Consider the following 17,143-nt stretch of genomic DNA (forward strand, 5'->3'; position numbering starts at 1 on the left):
ATCCTGATCCTTTGTTGATGGGGCTAAGCCTTAGCCCCGTTAGTATATCTGAATGCTTCGCTGATTCTAGTTTATTGAAAAATCGAGCTAGAAGCAGGTCTCTACCCAGTTTGTTACCTGATGGTCGTCATCGCTGATAGCAATGTAACGCCACTTATCGAAAGTCAAACACGGGTGTGACGTTGAGAATGCAATCATGTCGCCCACTTCAATCTCGGAAGAACCGTCCGTTTCAACAAAGGTATGTTGATCCATCACGGCGGTAGCAGTCAGCCCTTTCACAGAGATAGCTTCGCCATTGCGATAGCCGCGCTCAGCAATTGGTAAGCCTGCATCGAACGCCACATCACGCTTGCCTAGCCCAACCACTAATTTGGTAGGCTCCGGACTAGAGATAACATACGCCCACACCTCAAGTGCTGATTCTAAATCCCCACCCAGTTCACACGCGTAACCTTGGTTTACTTGCGCACGTTGCAGCACCTTACTTTGAGCATCTAGGTAGATACCGGTATCGTGAATCGCGTAACAGCCCGGGCGGATGATCGCCAAGTAATCGGTTAGGTTCGCTAAACATTCTGCAACCACGTCATACCAAGCAGAGCCCGCACCCGTGATGATAGGTTGCCCTACAATTAGGCCATCTGATGCGAGGCTTTCGACCGAAGTCAGCGCCTGTTTCAAGAAGATGCGAATGTCTTGTTCTGCGTTGTCACCGTGAATCACACCTTCATACACCTCAATACCTGCCAGCGAAAGGGCTGGTGTGTCTTGGATGGTTTGAGCCAGTTCTAAAACTTCTTGTGGTGAACGACAACCACAACGACCGCCCGGTACACCAAATTCGATCAGTACTTTTAGCGTCTGCTTTGTATTAGCGAAATATTGGCTAAGTTGCTGCACGTTTACTGATGAATCCACACAACAGTAAAAGTCGACATCAAATTCACTGATCAGCTGTTCAACGATCGCCATGTTGGTTTTACCCACCAATTGGTTGGCCATGATGATTTTCTTCGCGCCAGCCATAGCGGCAATTTCTGCCTGTGCAGGCGTCGCTACTGTAATACCCCAAGCGCCATTTTCTAGCTGTTGACGGAAAAAAGCAGGGGTCATGGATGTTTTGCCATGTGGCGACAATTTAACCTGATGATGATCAGCGAATGATTGCATCCAATTCAGGTTATTGGTTAATGCCGATTGTTTGATAACTGCAACCGGAAGTGAAACATCTTCATCAACCAGTCGATAAATACCGTTCTCAGATTGTGATATTGCTCTCCCTTTTTGGCCTTTTTCAGTCAAGACAAAACTATCGTTTTGATACTTTATAACATCTTTTTGTTCCGAGTTATGTTTCATTGCTGATTCCTAACATGATTTAAGTTGTTGTTATTTAATGTTTAAATATATCCACAATCCGCTTTGTGGTAGAAACTATCACACAAATTAAAATATTATGTGTGTTTTGTCACTGAAAATAATCGGCTGGATTCTTAATATAGTTCCATCAACACAGTGGATTGAGAGAGTGAAAAATGTTGTTCGATACGATAATCAAAAATGTAGAGGTGTTTGATGGCACCGGCGAACAATCGTTTTGTGCCGATGTAGCAATCCTTGATGGAAAAATCGCCGAAATTGGTCAAATCGATCACGAAGATTGTGGTCAGTTGGTCGAGGGAGCAGGCTTAGCATTGGCTCCTGGATTTATCGATGTACATACACATGATGATACCAACGTAATTCGTTACCCAGACTGCCTACCTAAGATCAGCCAAGGTGTGACAACCGTGATTGTTGGCAACTGTGGCATCAGCGCATCGCCAACGGTTTTGGCTGGTGATCCACCTGACCCAATGAATCTGTTAGGCGCGCAGGCTGATTTTAAATACCCAACTTTTGCGGCGTATGCACAAGCGGTAGAGCAAGCTCAACCCGCAGTAAACGTAGCAGCGTTAGTTGGCCACACCACACTGCGTAACCAAGTGATGGACGACCTGCAACGCACCGCAAGCGAAGACGAAATCGCAGCGATGCAAAGCAACCTTGATTTGGCGATGGCGCAAGGTGCATTAGGTTTGAGTTCAGGTCTGGCTTACGCAAGTGCGAAACAAGCGAATGCCAACGAAGTGATGCAGTTAGCAAAGGTACTGTCTAGCCACGGCGGCATCTATACCACGCATATGCGTACCGAATTTGAAGAGATCTTAAGCGCGATGGAAGAGGCGTTTGAGACAGGACAATACGCGAAAGTGCCAGTTGTCATCTCTCACCTTAAATGTGCAGGTGCGGGCAACTGGGGCAGAACCGTTGAAGTACTTGATTTGATGGACAAGGTTTCTGAGCACCAAGATGTGTCTTGTGACTGCTACCCATATTCAGCGAGCTCTTCAACACTGGATTTGAAACAGGTGACGGATGATTTCGACATCTTCATCACTTGGTCTGAAGCAAAGCCAGAACATGCAGGAAAAACGCTTAAGCAGATTGCTGATCAAATGAATCTACCTCTGATGGATGCGGCGAAAGCACTTCAACCAGCAGGTGCGGTTTATCACTGTATGGATGAGAACGACGTAAAGCGCGTATTGAAATACAAGCTGACCATGGTCGGTTCTGATGGTTTACCAAATGACCCGCATCCACACCCAAGACTGTGGGGCACCTTCCCGAAAGTATTGGGTCACTACTGCAGAGATGAAAAACTGTTCTCGTTGCCAGAAGCGATTCACAAAATGACCGGAATGTCGGCTCAGCGTTACAACTTAGCGGGCCGAGGCGAAGTTCGCTGCGGTGCCTTTGCCGATTTAGTTTTATTTGATCCAAAGAATATTAAAGACACAGCAACATTTGAAAATCCTATTTCAGTTGCTGAGGGAATAGAAAGCGTATTTGTAAATGGTGAGTTAGCTTACCAGCAAGGAAAAGTGAAAAATAATCGTTCAGGCGTTTTTATTTACCGAAACTAGATTTTAATTATCAAATTAAATTTACGGTAAATATAAAAACGACGAATTAATTTAAATATATTGGAACAGAGCCAATATTATCTATAAAGAAGTGGAGTTAAAAAATGACTATTAAACGTTACGGTGTTGAAGGCGGTACAGGTACAGGCGGACAACATTTACCATTTGCACGCGCAACTGAAGCGGGTGGTTTCCTGTACGTTTCTGGCCAGACACCGATGACAGATGGTGAAGTGGTTGAGGGTGGCATTGTTGACCAGTCTCGCCTAGCGATCCAAAACTGTGTCGATATCATGACTGAAGCGGGCTACGGCCTTGAAGACGTAATGCACGTAAAGGTTGTGCTAACGGATTCTCGTTACTTCCAATCTTTTAATAAGGTATTCAAAGAGTTCTTCGGTGCTAACCCACCGGCACGTATCTGCATGGTCTGTGACTTAGTGGTAGACGTGAAAGTTGAAGTAGATGTGACTTGCTACCGCGCTGATCGCGTTTAGTTATAACCTAATCACAATAACCTACTTAGAGAGTATTAGGGGGTAAGCATCCCTGTTATTATCCTTTAATACTCTCACCCTACATTTATAAAAATTACTTTAATTAAAAAATATACTAAACCAATAAAGTAATTATATGAAATATAAAATGAATGAATCATAAATAAAGTTCAGGAATGAACTTAATATTTCACTGAGAGGTGTCAAATGAACAGCACACTTTTTCTTACAGGCTTCGGCGTGTACGTATTATTTTTAATTTGGTTAGGCTGGTTTGTCTCGCGTAATCAAAAATCTGGCGAAGATTTCTTATTAGGCGGCCGTGGCCTGCCATTATTCTTAGTACTGGGTACAACCGTCGCGACGATGGTCGGCACGGGTTCAAGTATGGGCGCGGTTGGCTTCGGTTACGCGAATGGTTGGGCTGGTGCTCTGTACGGAATTGGCGGTGCTGTGGGTATCCTATTGCTTGCACTTTGGTTTGCTCCGGTTCGTAAATTGAACTTCATGACCATGAGTGAAGAGCTAGCTTACTACGTAGGTGCTAACCGAATCGTGAAAAACGTAGTTGGTCTGCTTATCTTTATCGCGTCAATCGGTTGGTTAGGTGCGCACATTCTAGGTGGCGGCATGTACCTAGCGTGGATTGCTGACATCGACCTGAACCTTGCGAAAATCATTATTGCGGCGGCATTCACTATCTACGTTGTTATCGGTGGTTACACTGCGGTTGTATGGACCGATACGATCCAAGCTATCATCCTTTTTGCTGGCTTCATCTTGATGGCGGTTATGTCTGTGGATCACATCGGTGGCATGGATAACCTTTACGCTGCGATGGACCCTGCTGCTACGAGCTTTTTAGCAATCGATAAACTGGGCATTCTGCCTGCTGTTTCTTTGTCTGTGGTTATCGGTGTTGGTGTACTGGCGACGCCTTCATTCCGCCAACGCATCTACTCTGGTAAAGATGTTTCAACTATCCGTCGCTCATTTGTGGCATCGGGTGTGTTGTATCTTTTCTTCTCAATTATCCCTGCAATCATTGGTATGGCTGCTCACGCCATCGACCCATCATTGGATAACCCGAACTACTCGTTCCCTTACGTAGCAGCAACGGTTCTTCCAGTTGGCGTAGGTATGATTGTTCTTATCGCGGGCCTATCTGCAACCATGTCGAGCGCAAGCTCAGATGCGATTGCTGGCGTGTCTATCCTACTGCGTGACGTTTACGTGATGTTCACAGGCCGCGTGCCAAACAAAGAATCAATGGTGAACTACTCTCGCTTGGCACTGATTGTGGTGATTGGTTTTGCACTGCTGTTCGCGCTTACGTCTAACGACATCATTGGTTACATCACTAAGATGATTTCAACCGTAATGTCGGGCATGTTTGTGTGCGGTATGTTGGGTAAATTCTGGAAACGCTACAACTGGCAAGGTGCGCTTGCTACGCTAGCGGGTGCTTCTGTGGCTTCATTCGTAGTGATGCTAAACGCTGATTATACGGCTTTCTGGGGTAATCCTGTGATTCCTTCATGTCTGTTTGCTCTAGCAGCAGGTGTGGCTGTGAGTCTATGTACTCCGGCTAACCAAGTAACACCAGAAATGGCGAAAGCGATTCTTGATGACGAGCGTGCTCTGATGGAGATGGAAATGTCTGAGACTGGCGTACTTGAAGAAGAAGCGGCACCTCAACGCCCTGCAAATCAAACAAGCTAAACCTAGTCTCCACAACTGGTTTGCTTAATTCAGGCCCTGCTTAACGGTAGGGCCTTTTCTAAAGTCAATTATCTCTATTTTTAGGAACGGCTATGTCGGCATCTTCTCTGTTCAATATTGCTTTCTTCGGCGAATGTATGGTCGAAATCAGCGGCTCTCCATTAACCAAAAAATTTGGCGGCGACACGCTCAATACCGCGCTTTACCTTTCTCGTTTAACCCAACATCAAAACTTGTCCGTTCATTACGCGACGGGTTTAGGTAGCGATGAACTGTCTCAAAATATGATTGATAGCTGGCAGTTAGAGGGTATTCAAACCAATTTCGTTGAACGTATCCCAAACAAGTTGCCCGGCTTGTACATTGTAGAAACCGACGAAACGGGTGAGCGACATTTCCACTACTGGCGCAACGACGCGGCAGTAAAATCTTACTTTCAAATCGATAATTTAAATAAGCAAGCCGACAACCTAAACAAGCTTGAAATCGCCCTGACAGAGAAACAAGTCGATGCGATTTACATCAGCGGTATTAGTATCGCGATCTTGGATGATGCCTCTCGTGAGCGTTTATTCAAAGTCATTAGCGTGTTCTCAAACCAAGGCGGTAAGTTGATTTTCGATAACAACTATCGCCCACAGCTTTGGAGCACCGAGCAAGCTCAACACTGGTACGCTAAGTTACTGCCATTGGTAGACATCGCACTGATTACCGAAGACGACGACCTGCTTGTGTGGGGCAACTCAGAAAGCGTTCAACAACGCTGCCTTCGCTTGGGTTGCCAAGAGAGCGTCATCAAACGTGGCTGCGAGCCATGCAAAATTGTTCAAGTTGAACAAGGCAATGTCGTTGAGAGTTATGTGTCAGCGACTCGTGTTTCTAATGTGGTTGATACCTGCGCGGCGGGCGATTCATTTGCCGCGGGTTATTTGGCGGCGCGCCTTACTGGCGAGAGCGCCACCGACGCCGCTGAACTTGGCCACCAACTGGCTTCCACTGTTATCCAATACTCTGGCGCGATCATCCCCGTGAGCGCTATGAGCCAACTGATTAAAAAATAAAAAGCGGAATTATTATGTCTCAAGAAATGATCAACACACTTAAGCAATTCAAAGTTATTCCTGTAATCCAAATCAACAAGGTTGAACACGCGATTCCACTGGCAAAAGTTCTAGTAGAAAATGGCTTGCCCGTTGCTGAAGTGACATTCCGCACTGAAGCGGCAGCGGACGCGATTCGTGCGATGCGCGATGCGTATCCAGAGATGTGTATCGGTGCTGGCACAGTATTGACGCCAGCGCAGATTGACCTAGCGAAAGAGTCGGGCAGCGAATTCATCGTAGCTCCGGGCCTGAACCCAAACACCGTAAAACGTTGCCAAGAAATCGGCATGCCAATCGTTCCGGGCGTAAACAACCCAAGCCAAGTAGAGCAAGCGCTAGAGCTTGGTCTTAACTTCTTGAAGTTCTTCCCAGCGGAAGCGTCTGGCGGCATCAACATGGTGAAGTCTCTGCTAGCGCCATACGTTGATGTGTCACTAATGCCAACAGGCGGTATCGGCAAACACAACGTCAATGACTACCTAGCCGTGGAACGCGTGGTGTGCTGTGGTGGTACTTGGATGGTGTCGCCAAAGATGATCGAGAACGAACAGTGGGACGAGATCGCGGAGTTAGTTCGAGAAGCGGTCGCTCTTGTGAACTAACGAGAAGCGTTTGGAATAAAGATAAACAACAGCAGTGGTTGATGGTTCTGTTTTGTGAATTACCTCCGATAAACAAAACAGAACCATATTTATATAGGAAAACTAATAATGAAAAAAACTATATTATCCCTATTGATTTCAGGTTCAGTAGTGTCCCCAATGGCGTTAGCAATGGCTCCAAATACCGATCTAAATTTAATGCCGTACCCACAAACGGTCGAGCTGAAAGCTGGGCAAGTTAAGGTCGACGGTAACTTCAAGGTTTACATCAAAGGCTTTAATTCTGATCGCGTTGAGTACACGGCGAAACGCTTTATTGATCGCCTTGAGCGTCAGACGGGTGTGCCGATTCTAAATTGGCAGGTTGGTAGTGCAGACGAAGCGAACCTGATCATTGATATCGACGCGGCGCCAAAGTCTGAAGTACAGAACATCGACTCTGTAGAGTCCTACAAAATTACCACTCAGGGTGAACAAATCACGCTGAGCGCACCAAGCCCTTATGGCGCTATTCACGGCATCGAAACCCTTTTACAGCTCGTTGAAACCACGGCGAATGGCTACCATATTCCTGCCGTAACCATAGTTGATGAGCCTCGTTTCCGCTGGCGTGGTGTCTCTTACGATACGTCACGTCACTTCATTGAATTCGATGTGCTGATTCGTCAGTTAGATGCGATGGCGTCGGCGAAGATGAACGTGTTCCATTGGCACTTTTGGGACGACCAAGGTATCCGTATTCAAACGGAATCTTGGCCGCGTCTATGGTCTGAAACCGCCGATGGTAATTACTACACCAAAGACCAAGTTCGCTACCTAGTTGAATACGCCCGTAACCTCGGTATTCGTGTGATTCCTGAAGTTTCTCTTCCGGGTCACTCTTCTGCTGTAGCGCATGCTTACCCACGCTTGATGTCGGGTGGTGAAGGTCAAAGCTACGAACAAGAACGTGGCTGGGGCGTATTTGAGCCATTGATGGACCCACTTAACCCAGAGCTCTATGAAATGCTGGGCGACGTATTCGACGAAGTGACAGAACTATTCCCAGATGAGTACTTCCACATTGGTGGCGATGAGCCGAACTATGCGCAATGGAAAAACAGCGAAAAGCACCAAGAGTTCATTGAAGAGAACAATATCGATGGCGAGCGTGGTCTGCAGTCTTACCTCAATGTAAAAGTTGAGAAGATGCTGGAAGAGCGCGGTAAGAAGATGACGGGTTGGGATGAGATTTGGCATAAAGAACTGCCGACTTCAATCGTGATTCAAAGCTGGCAAGGGCACGACAGCATTGGTCGCGCGGCGAAAGAGGGCTACCCAGGTATTCTTTCTACGGGCTACTACCTAGATCAACCACAGCCGACGAGCTACCACTATCGCAATGACCCTATGCCAACGGGCATCACTGTTGACGATAAGCTGCACAGCGGCGAAAAGTTCGTGACGTATCAATGGGAGAAGCCACGTTCAAAAGGCGGCCCACGTAAGGGAACACTGGCTATTATTGAAGCTAAGGACGGCACTTTCCGCGCATTCAGTGATTACAACGGCAAGTCTCGCGAAGAGATCTTCATCCTTGATTATGTGCCGGGCAAAACCTTTGTTGGTCACTTCGATAACTTCATGTCGTACACCGAGTTCAACCTAAACCTCAATTCAAAGGGTTTTGCCGAAGGCAGTTACCAATTGGTCGGTAATGTGCGTTGGCCAACTACAGGTGAAGTGATTGCGAGCAGTGATGTTGAAGGTAGCGTGATTCCAGAGCCAAATGGCGGTTACCCTGCGGAATTAACCGACAAAGAAAAAGAACTGATCTTAGGCGGCGAGATCACCATGTGGCTAGAGAACAAAGACAGCCTCACTGTAGAAAACTACCTATGGCCGCGTAGTTATGCGATTGCAGAGCGTTTCTGGTCTGATGCAGAGCTGACTGACGAACGCAGCATGTACAAGCGCTTGAAGGCGATGGACATATGGTCTGAAGTGTCTGTGGGCTTACGTCACCATGCGGATGCTGACATGTTGTTAAAACGTATTGCGAAAGGGCAGGATATCCGCGATCTACGCGTGCTTGCCAAGTACACCGAGCCAGCACAGTACTACGCACGTAACTGGGAGAAGTGGAATTCTACTGAGCCTAAGGGCACTTTATACAGCCAATACGAGCGCTTAAACCGCTTCGTGGATGCACTGCCTGTGGAAAGCTACGCCGTGTATGAGATGCAAGACTTGGTCAATGAAGTGGCGACAGGCAATCAACAAGCGCTTGAGCAACTTACAGAGCATTATCAACAAGCAAAAGCGGCTGCACTCGTGGCTAAAAATGTCTTCGCTGGTAATGTGTCTTCGGTAGAGACTGTGGTTGTCGCAGAGAAAACGGCGGAAGTCGCAGACTTGGCGTTAACCTTGATTGCTAAAGCACAAGCGGGTGAAAAAGTTAGAGCATCAGATGCGAATGCCTACCAAGCGATACTGTCTGATTCTGCGAAAATCTACGACGAATCGATCATCGCGATTGTTCGCCCAACAGAGCTACTGTTAAAGCGTCTGACTGAATAGAGTGAATAACCTGCTAGTCGATTAGCTAACCGCTAAATAGATAAAAGCTGCATAGCTACTAATAAGTTACACGACAATAAGAGATTCAAAACGGCCCTCTGTGGGGAATAGTGATTAATTTGTCTCAATATTTTGGAGTCGTTACTAGATATTAAACTGAGACACGCCTTAAAGAGTAAAGAATATGAGTTTGTTTTATTCAACCTAGCATAAACAAATTAGCTGAAAGAATGAACAAAATGGCTGTCTATTCTTATATTTAAGGTAGGTTACATCCCCACAAATAATTTATGAGTAATATCTGGGCCTAATCTGAAAAAGGAATAGTCCCTATGTATAAGTACAAATTACCTGTCCTTGAAAAAGTCGGATTTGGCGCCGGAGATATGGCTGTCAATGTGGTGATTTCATCGATGATGTTAATCATTACATTCTTCTATACGGATATTTTTGGTATCAAACCCGAAGACTTAGCGATGTTATTCATTGTGGTCCGATTAATCGATGCGGTGACCGACCCGTTGATGGGCATGATTACCGATAAGTTTACCTCTCGCTGGGGTCGTTACCGTCAATACCTACTCTTTCTTGCGATTCCTTTTGGTGTCTCGGTCTACTTAGCTTTCAGCACACCAGACGGTGATTACAACACTAAACTGGTTTACGCTTACGCGACATATATCCTGATCACTGTCATGTTTACGGCAGTGACAATTCCATACATCTCTTTGATCAGTGTGATGACCGACGACCCGAAAGAACGCTTGTCTGCGAACGGTTACCGTTTGTTCTTCGCTAAGATCGCGGCTTTTCTTGTCACCATTATCGTTCCGCAGTTATCAACCGCTTGGGGTCAAGATAACATCCAATTGGGTTACCAATATTCGATGGGTTTGATGGGATTGATGGGTACGTTGCTGTTCTTGTTTTGTTTCGCGACCACCAAAGAGCGTATTGAACACGTGGTCGACAAAAAGTCATTCAAAGACCAAGTTAAATTGCTGATGAGAAACGACCAATGGTTAGTGCTGTGTGCGGTATGTGTGACAGGTACTATCGGCTACGTGATTCGTGGGTCAGTTGCAGCGTATTATGCCAAGTACTACCTCAGTGGTGACGCGGGTACTATCTCAGCCTTCCTTGCAACGGGTGTAGGTGCGGCGATTCTGGCGATGGTTGCGTCAACTTGGATCACTAAAAAGTACTGCAAAATTAAACTGTTCCGTTACAGCCAAGTATCGGTACTGTTATTAAGCTTGATGCTCTACGTATTTGTTGGTCGTGAAGATTTGGCTTTGGCTTTCGTGTTGTATTTCTTAGTTTCTTTCGTCGTAGATTTGCATGCACCTGTATTTTGGTCTGCGATTGCCGAAGCCGTAGACTACGGCGCATACAAAACAGGTCAACGTGTTTCTGGCCTAGCGTTTGGCGGTATCTCCTTTAGCCAAAAGCTAGGTATGGGTATCGGCGGTGCGGTGGTTGGTTGGCTACTTACCTATTTCAATTACGTGCCAAACGAAGCGCAATCAGACTACGCCCTTACCGGTATCGCACTGATGCTGACGGTTATCCCTGGCTTTTTCCACTTCCTAATGGGCTCACTAATGTCTAAATACAAAGTGACTGACAAGTACTACCAATCGATGACGGCCGCCAACATCCAAGGCGGAAAGAAAAACCTAAGTGAAGTTCAACCTTCAAAACCTCAAACAAGTTTCGAAAATTAAGGCGAGAGTATGACTGAATTCGTAAATCCTATTATAGAGCAGCGTGCTGATCCACACATCTTCAAACACTCGGACGGCTATTACTATTTTACCGCTTCGGTTCCGGAATATGATCGCATAGAGATTCGTCGAGCAAAGAGTATCTCTGAACTCGACACCACCAGCGAACTCGTCAACGCATGGTACAAACCAGATACGGGCCCATACAGTGACTTAATCTGGGCGCCAGAGCTTCACTTTATCGATAACGCTTGGTACGTCTACTTTGCTGCCGCGCCATCACGAGAAATCATCGATGGGCTGTTCCAGCACCGTATGTATGCGATTTCCAATTCGAATCCAAACCCGATCACATCAGAATGGACGTTCGAAGGGAAAGTCGATACTGGCATAGACACGTTCTGTTTAGATGCGACGTCTTTCACTCACAACGGAGTTAACTACTATGTTTGGGCGCAAAAAGACAACAACATCGGCGGTAACTCCAATATCTATATATCGGAGTTAGAAACACCGACTAAGCTACGTACCGCTCCCCGATGTTTGACCCTTCCAGAGTTTGAGTGGGAAAAAATTGGTTTTTGGGTCAATGAAGGACCGTCGGTTATCCACCGTCACGGAAAATTCTGGATGACTTACTCTGCCAGCGCGACCGACGAAAATTACTGTATGGGTCTGCTGTACGCGGATGAAAACAGTGACTTGCTTGACCCAAAAAGCTGGGTGAAATCGAAGCAGCCAGTGTTTAAAACTAACTGGGAGAAAAAGATCTACGGGCCTGGCCACAACAGTTTTACGGTCGATGAACAAGGCCATGATCTGTTGGTGTATCACGCACGTGCTTACACCGAAATTGAAGGTGACCCGCTTTGGGACCCGAATCGCCACACACGCATTAAACGCCTCATTTGGAAAGACGGCTTTCCCATCTTCGGTGAAGCGATTTAATCCAGTTACCTCAGTACCTGCAACTTGCAGGTACTGAGTTTTTGCAAGGAGTATCTATGCCTAACAGCATCATCCCACCCAGCTCGATCAAGGCTGCTATCGAGAGCGATCTTTTTACCGATGACAAGCCGGCCAAGGTTCATACCTTACGTAACCACCACGGCATGACAGCTACTTTCATGGATATTGGTGCAACATGGTTGAGCTGCCAAGTTCCAACGCCTTTTGGTCAGCGTGAAGTGTTGCTCGGCATGACATCAATGCACGATTACCAGTCTCACTCGGCGTTTTTAGGTGCGACCATAGGCCGTTTTGCCAACCGTATTGCCAAAGGGCAATTCAACTTAAACGGACAGGTTTATTCCATTACCCGTAATGATAATGGCAATAGCTTACACGGTGGTATTGAGGGTTTTGATAAGCGCCGCTGGTTGGTGAAAGACAAAAGTGATTTACACATTACTTACTGTTTGATGTCTCCCGACGGTGACCAAGGTTTCCCGGGAAACCTTTCCGCTGAAGTCGCGTATACGTTGACGGAAAACAACCAGCTGTGTATCGAATATTCGGCTATTTGCGACAAAGATTGCCCAGTCAACCTAACTAACCACGCCTACTTTAATTTAGACGGTGCGGAATCTGGCAAAACCATTCTCGATCATGAATTGCAACTGCGTGCCAACGAATATCTGCCCACTGATGATAAGCTCATTCCGACGGGTGAACTGAAAGCGGTGCAAGGGACCAATTTTGATTTTAGTACAGCTCAGAGAATCGGAGCCCGTTTACAACAAGATGAAGACCAAAAGTTGGCCAAAGGTTATGACCACGCTTTTACTTTGCCTGAAGAATTGACTGACGGTGTGAGTACTATCGCTCGCCTAACCAGTTCCGATAAACAGGTGGTGATGTCTGTGTTTACCGACAAACCAGCGATTCAATTCTACAGCGGGAACTTCTTGTCAGGAACGCCATCTCGTACTGGGGAGTATCAAAACTATCAAGGGCTTGCGCTTGAGACTCAGTTCCTACCTGACTGTCCAAACCATCCAACATGGCCGGAAGCGAACAAACGTTTTATTACCAAAAAGTCATTCTATCAGCATCAAACCAGTTATCAGTTTATGACCCATCATAGCCAGTGATCACAAACGATTTGGGCTGGTAGGGTTCCAGCCCAACATGGTGCTTACATCACTTTCTCACAATAAAGCTTCGGGCTTAAACCCACTTTATTCTTGAACCCGCGAGAAAAGTAGAGTGGTTCAGAGTGGGCCTTGACTTTCAACTGCTTGTGTTCAACTGCCTGCATTCATGATTACTTTCAACGGAGCGTACCGGTTATTCCTGACTATTTACATTGTGCAGCGTTAGGATGAAAGTCATGCCTTGGTCTGGGTTGTTTTTCGCTATCAAAGTACCTTGCATATCACGCACGTTGTTGGCGGTGATTGCCAACCCGAGCCCCAAACCTTCGCCCATCTTTTTATTGGTATGGAAGGGTTCGAAGATAGTTTCGAGTTGGTCTTCTGAGACGCCGCAGCCATTGTCTTGAACCTTGATCACCACGCGTTGTTGTTCGGTGTGTGCGCTGACAATAATGGTGGCAGGCGTTTGATGGTTTGTGGCGTCAACGGCGTTTCTGATCAGGTTACCCAGCACTTGGCGAAGTCGTGCCTCTTCTCCCATCACCATCGAAATATTGGACGCGATACGTACTCGCATATCAATGTTTTTTAACTCGGCTTGGTGAATTCTTAGGGTTTCTTGTAGCGCCTCTGTGAGAGAAACTGGGTAGGGGCTTTCCAGCCTTTTAAAGGCAAACGACTTCAACTGACTGGTCATGTTAGCCATTCGGTCGATGAGGCTCATTACTAAGTCCATGTTCGCTTTCAACAGTTTGGTCTCGCCTCTTTCCATCAGTAATTGATTGCTAGAAAGCAGAGTTTTTAGGCCGGTAAGCGGCTGATTAAGCTCATGAGTGATCGCACTCGACATGCGACCTAACGCTGCGAGCTTGCTTGATTCAACTAGCTCTTGCTGTGCATCTTTTAGATCTTGTGTTCGCTCTTCAACCCGCAGTTTTAGCGTTTTATTGGCGTTTTGCACCGCAATTTCCGCTTTCTTGCGTTTACTTATATCGATCACCGTACACAGGTAATAAGTAGTGTCATGCCAAGGGAAAGCGCTAATAGAGAACAACACAGGAAAGTAGCTACCATCACTGCGTCTTGCCATGGTTTCGACACTGGTGATCTCGGCCAGTTCTTGGTGTTGTTCTAAATTTTTGAGCAGTTGAAGTGTGGTTGAATTTGGATTGCCCGCCTCAAAAAGTTGCCACGCTTTGATGTTGCTGATCATTGAGTCGGACAGGGAAAAGTATTTCTTTGCCATCAGGTTGATATCGTGGATATGGCCGTATTTATCGATCAGTATTAACCCAACATGCGTCTTATTGATCATCCTAGACAGTCGTTTCTCCGACTCTTCGATGAGCTTTTGGATTCGCAAATTGCTGAGCTTTTTCTGTCGTCTTTGATAGAGGATAACCAACAATAACAGAACGAAAAGGCAGGCCACCGCCACGCTCCAACTTATCCAGTTAGTGGTTTGGTTGAGGCTAGTTAATGGGGTCAAATAGGTTAATCGCCAATTTAGATCGTCCAATTTGATCGATTGAATCAGGTAGTCCTTACCTTGTAGTTGCCATACTTGAATATGGGTTTGATCGTACAACTCGCGTTTTGTGGCTCTAGGCTGAGAATTGAAGGTGTCGTTGAACCAATCGGCACTCAATCGGTTATCACTAGAGAGGAAGAACTGATCTCGAGGGTTTTGAAACAGTATAGCTTCACCATCGGCAAACCATTGATCGATAAGAAGCGATAAGTCGATTTGTACCGCAACAATACCCACCACATCGGATGCTCGATAAACCGGTGCCGCAATGAAGTAATCGGGTGTCACGCCTTTATTTTTGGTGACCACTGAGATAGCGCCACCTTGCTGGTGGATCTTAGACACAATCGTATTGGCGTTCTTTTTACTCAGCTTGCTCCTTTCGACACTGGAAACCAACAACTCACCTTCAGCAGAAAGTAGATACCACCCCTTGGTGTTGGCCGCTTTGTCTAATTGAATTAGTTGTTTTTTAATGTGTTTTTGGAGGCGACTTTCTCCATCAATAAAACGAACGCTGGTTTCATCGTTCGTGACCAGATAAGGCAAATAGTAAAAACGTTTGAGTGTGCGTCTTGCTTCAGCAATGTACCCAAGAAAGCGTTGTTCTGCATAACGCTGAGCTTGCTCAAGCTTCCACTGGCTTATCCCATTTTTAGTGGCTAGCTGAACCAAACCAATTAACAAACAGGCGAACACGAACAGCCAATATCGATTATTTTTAACCATTCTTGATTAAATCCTTTTAATTAGTTAGCTGTCTGTGTCTTTAAATGAGTGAGTGCGAAGCTTCACGGTTTTATGACTTGGAAGATGAAGTGTGGGACAAATTGAAGCTAACAAACATTACAAAACGGTTAAAGGAGTGTTATCCAAAGTGGGAGCTAGCTCCTTTTAGTCTGCGGTGTTTTTACATACCGTGGGCGACATTATTCAGATGTAAGCAGCGGAACAAAATTATGCAGCGTATTGCTTTGATTGAAGATGATGCGATAGTGCGTCAAGCAACTAGCCAATGGCTACAGTTGGCGGGTTTTGATGTCACCGCATTTGAGATTGGACAAGATGCATTAAACGCAATAGAGCTTGGTGATTTCCAAACCATCATTAGTGATGTGCGCTTGCCTGATATTGATGGGGTTGAGCTATTAGGACGGTTCAAAAAGCTTGTGCCAGACGTGCCAGTTATCTTGATTACAGGTCACGGTGATGTCGATATGGCGGTTAAGGCTTTACAGCAAGGTGCCTATGACTTCATTGAGAAGCCGTTTGATCCAGAACGCCTCTCTCAAACGGTCTCTGAAGCGGTAGATAAATTCCAAAGTGGCCAAGACAGGATCAGTCGCCAAAGCTATTTAGATAATTTGAAGGGCATTGAACAGGTTCTGATTGGTCGCAGTAAAGTGATGTGTGGGTTGAGAGAGCAAATACACAAGGTAGCCTCGATTGATACCAACGTGATTATTTATGGTGAAACTGGTTGTGGTAAGGAATTGGTTGCTTCTTGTTTACATGAATTTAGTCAGCGAAAACCTCATCCTTTTGTGCCACTAAACTGTGGCGCGATTCCAGAAAACCTATTTGAAAGTGAGCTGTTTGGCCATGAAGCCGGTGCGTTTACTGGAGCCGCCAAACGACGTATTGGTAAGCTAGAGTTTGCCGACAAGGGGACGGTGTTTCTTGATGAAATAGAGAGTATGCCGCTATCTATGCAGGTCAAAGTACTGCGGACCTTGCAAGATAATGTCGTTGAGCGTGTTGGTGGTAATCAGCAACAACATGTTGACTTGCGTGTGGTATCTGCTTCGAAAAGCGATTTACTCAATCACCCCGACTTTCGCCAAGATCTTTTCTACCGTTTGAATGTCGCGCAGCTGCATTTACCGCCGCTCAGTGAGCGAGAAGAAGATGCTCTTATTCTTTTCGAACATTTCACCCAGGAAGCCAATACTGAAACACGAATTGCTAGTGAGGCTGATCGCTATGCTTTGTTGTCGTACTCGTGGCCAGGTAATGTGCGTGAGCTGCGCAATGTCGCGATTCGTTTTGCATTGGATGAAAGTCTGACAGTCGGTGATATTTTGGCGTATCGTCCTAACTCTGTTACGGAGTCCACCACTGCGGGTATCCCTTTGGCTGTCCAGGTTCAGAGCTTTGAGCGAAAAGTTATTCACGATGCGTTAGTGCGTTATCAAGGGCGTATCAATGATGTGATGCAAGACCTAGATTTACCACGCAGAACACTAAACCAAAAAATGGTCCGTTATGCATTGAACCGAAGTGACTATGTCGACTCTTAGTGAACCGTTTAACTGTCGTTATTAATGATGACTG

Annotated in this window: 12 protein-coding genes; 10 read left to right on the top strand and 2 right to left on the bottom strand. The window is 46.0% G+C overall.

Going from position 1 to position 17,143, the window contains the following annotated elements; translation table 11 throughout:
- Positions 1–87 precede the first annotated feature (87 nt).
- Positions 88–1,362, bottom strand: coding sequence for an amino acid deaminase (locus tag OCV24_RS16220; protein WP_146443288.1), 1,275 nt, complete (start codon positions 1,360–1,362; stop codon positions 88–90).
- Positions 1,363–1,538: 176 nt separating this feature from the next.
- Here OCV24_RS16220 and OCV24_RS16225 point away from each other — a divergent pair, with 176 nt between their 5' ends.
- The 9 genes from OCV24_RS16225 (at position 1,539) to galM (ending at position 13,275) form a co-directional block, all read left to right on the top strand.
- Positions 1,539–2,972, top strand: coding sequence for an N-acyl-D-amino-acid deacylase family protein (locus tag OCV24_RS16225; RefSeq protein ID WP_150877568.1), 1,434 nt, complete (start codon positions 1,539–1,541; stop codon positions 2,970–2,972).
- 104 nt (positions 2,973–3,076) lie between these two features.
- The gene (locus OCV24_RS16230) at positions 3,077–3,469 is read left to right on the top strand and encodes a RidA family protein (RefSeq protein ID WP_017065166.1); all 393 of its coding nucleotides are present in this window, start codon (positions 3,077–3,079) and stop codon (positions 3,467–3,469) included.
- Between the two features lie 207 nt (positions 3,470–3,676).
- Positions 3,677–5,191 carry a sodium:solute symporter family protein gene (locus OCV24_RS16235; protein WP_136997443.1) on the top strand — a complete coding sequence of 505 codons (1,515 nt, stop codon included), beginning with the start codon at positions 3,677–3,679 and terminating at the stop codon, positions 5,189–5,191.
- A 92-nt stretch (positions 5,192–5,283) separates the two neighbouring features.
- Positions 5,284–6,252: a sugar kinase gene (locus OCV24_RS16240; protein ID WP_150877566.1), complete on the top strand. Its 969-nt coding sequence runs from the start codon at positions 5,284–5,286 to the stop codon at positions 6,250–6,252.
- Between the two features lie 14 nt (positions 6,253–6,266).
- Positions 6,267–6,896, top strand: coding sequence for a bifunctional 4-hydroxy-2-oxoglutarate aldolase/2-dehydro-3-deoxy-phosphogluconate aldolase (locus tag OCV24_RS16245; RefSeq protein WP_017057736.1), 630 nt, complete (start codon positions 6,267–6,269; stop codon positions 6,894–6,896).
- Between the two features lie 108 nt (positions 6,897–7,004).
- Positions 7,005–9,455 (top strand): family 20 glycosylhydrolase, encoded by a 2,451-nt coding sequence (locus OCV24_RS16250; RefSeq protein ID WP_150877564.1) that lies wholly within the window; start codon positions 7,005–7,007, stop codon positions 9,453–9,455.
- A 332-nt stretch (positions 9,456–9,787) separates the two neighbouring features.
- Entirely contained in the window at positions 9,788–11,182 is a 1,395-nt protein-coding gene (locus tag OCV24_RS16255; RefSeq protein WP_017057738.1) for an MFS transporter, read from the top strand.
- A gap of 9 nt (positions 11,183–11,191) precedes the next feature.
- On the top strand, positions 11,192–12,130 hold the full coding sequence (locus OCV24_RS16260) for a glycoside hydrolase family 43 protein (protein ID WP_150877562.1): 939 nt from the start codon (positions 11,192–11,194) through the stop codon (positions 12,128–12,130).
- Between the two features lie 56 nt (positions 12,131–12,186).
- Positions 12,187–13,275, top strand: coding sequence for a galactose-1-epimerase (gene galM / locus OCV24_RS16265; protein ID WP_150877560.1), 1,089 nt, complete (start codon positions 12,187–12,189; stop codon positions 13,273–13,275).
- A gap of 196 nt (positions 13,276–13,471) precedes the next feature.
- Here galM and OCV24_RS16270 read toward each other — a convergent pair whose 3' ends face one another.
- On the bottom strand, positions 13,472–15,538 hold the full coding sequence (locus tag OCV24_RS16270; RefSeq protein ID WP_150877558.1) for an ATP-binding protein: 2,067 nt from the start codon (positions 15,536–15,538) through the stop codon (positions 13,472–13,474).
- Positions 15,539–15,768: 230 nt separating this feature from the next.
- Between OCV24_RS16270 and OCV24_RS16275 the strand changes: the two genes are divergently transcribed.
- The gene (locus tag OCV24_RS16275) at positions 15,769–17,109 is read left to right on the top strand and encodes a sigma-54-dependent transcriptional regulator (RefSeq protein ID WP_150877556.1); all 1,341 of its coding nucleotides are present in this window, start codon (positions 15,769–15,771) and stop codon (positions 17,107–17,109) included.
- The last annotated feature ends 34 nt before the right edge of the window (positions 17,110–17,143 follow it).

Origin of the sequence: Vibrio kanaloae (assembly GCF_024347535.1) — a bacterium.
Taxonomy (GTDB): domain Bacteria; phylum Pseudomonadota; class Gammaproteobacteria; order Enterobacterales; family Vibrionaceae; genus Vibrio; species Vibrio kanaloae.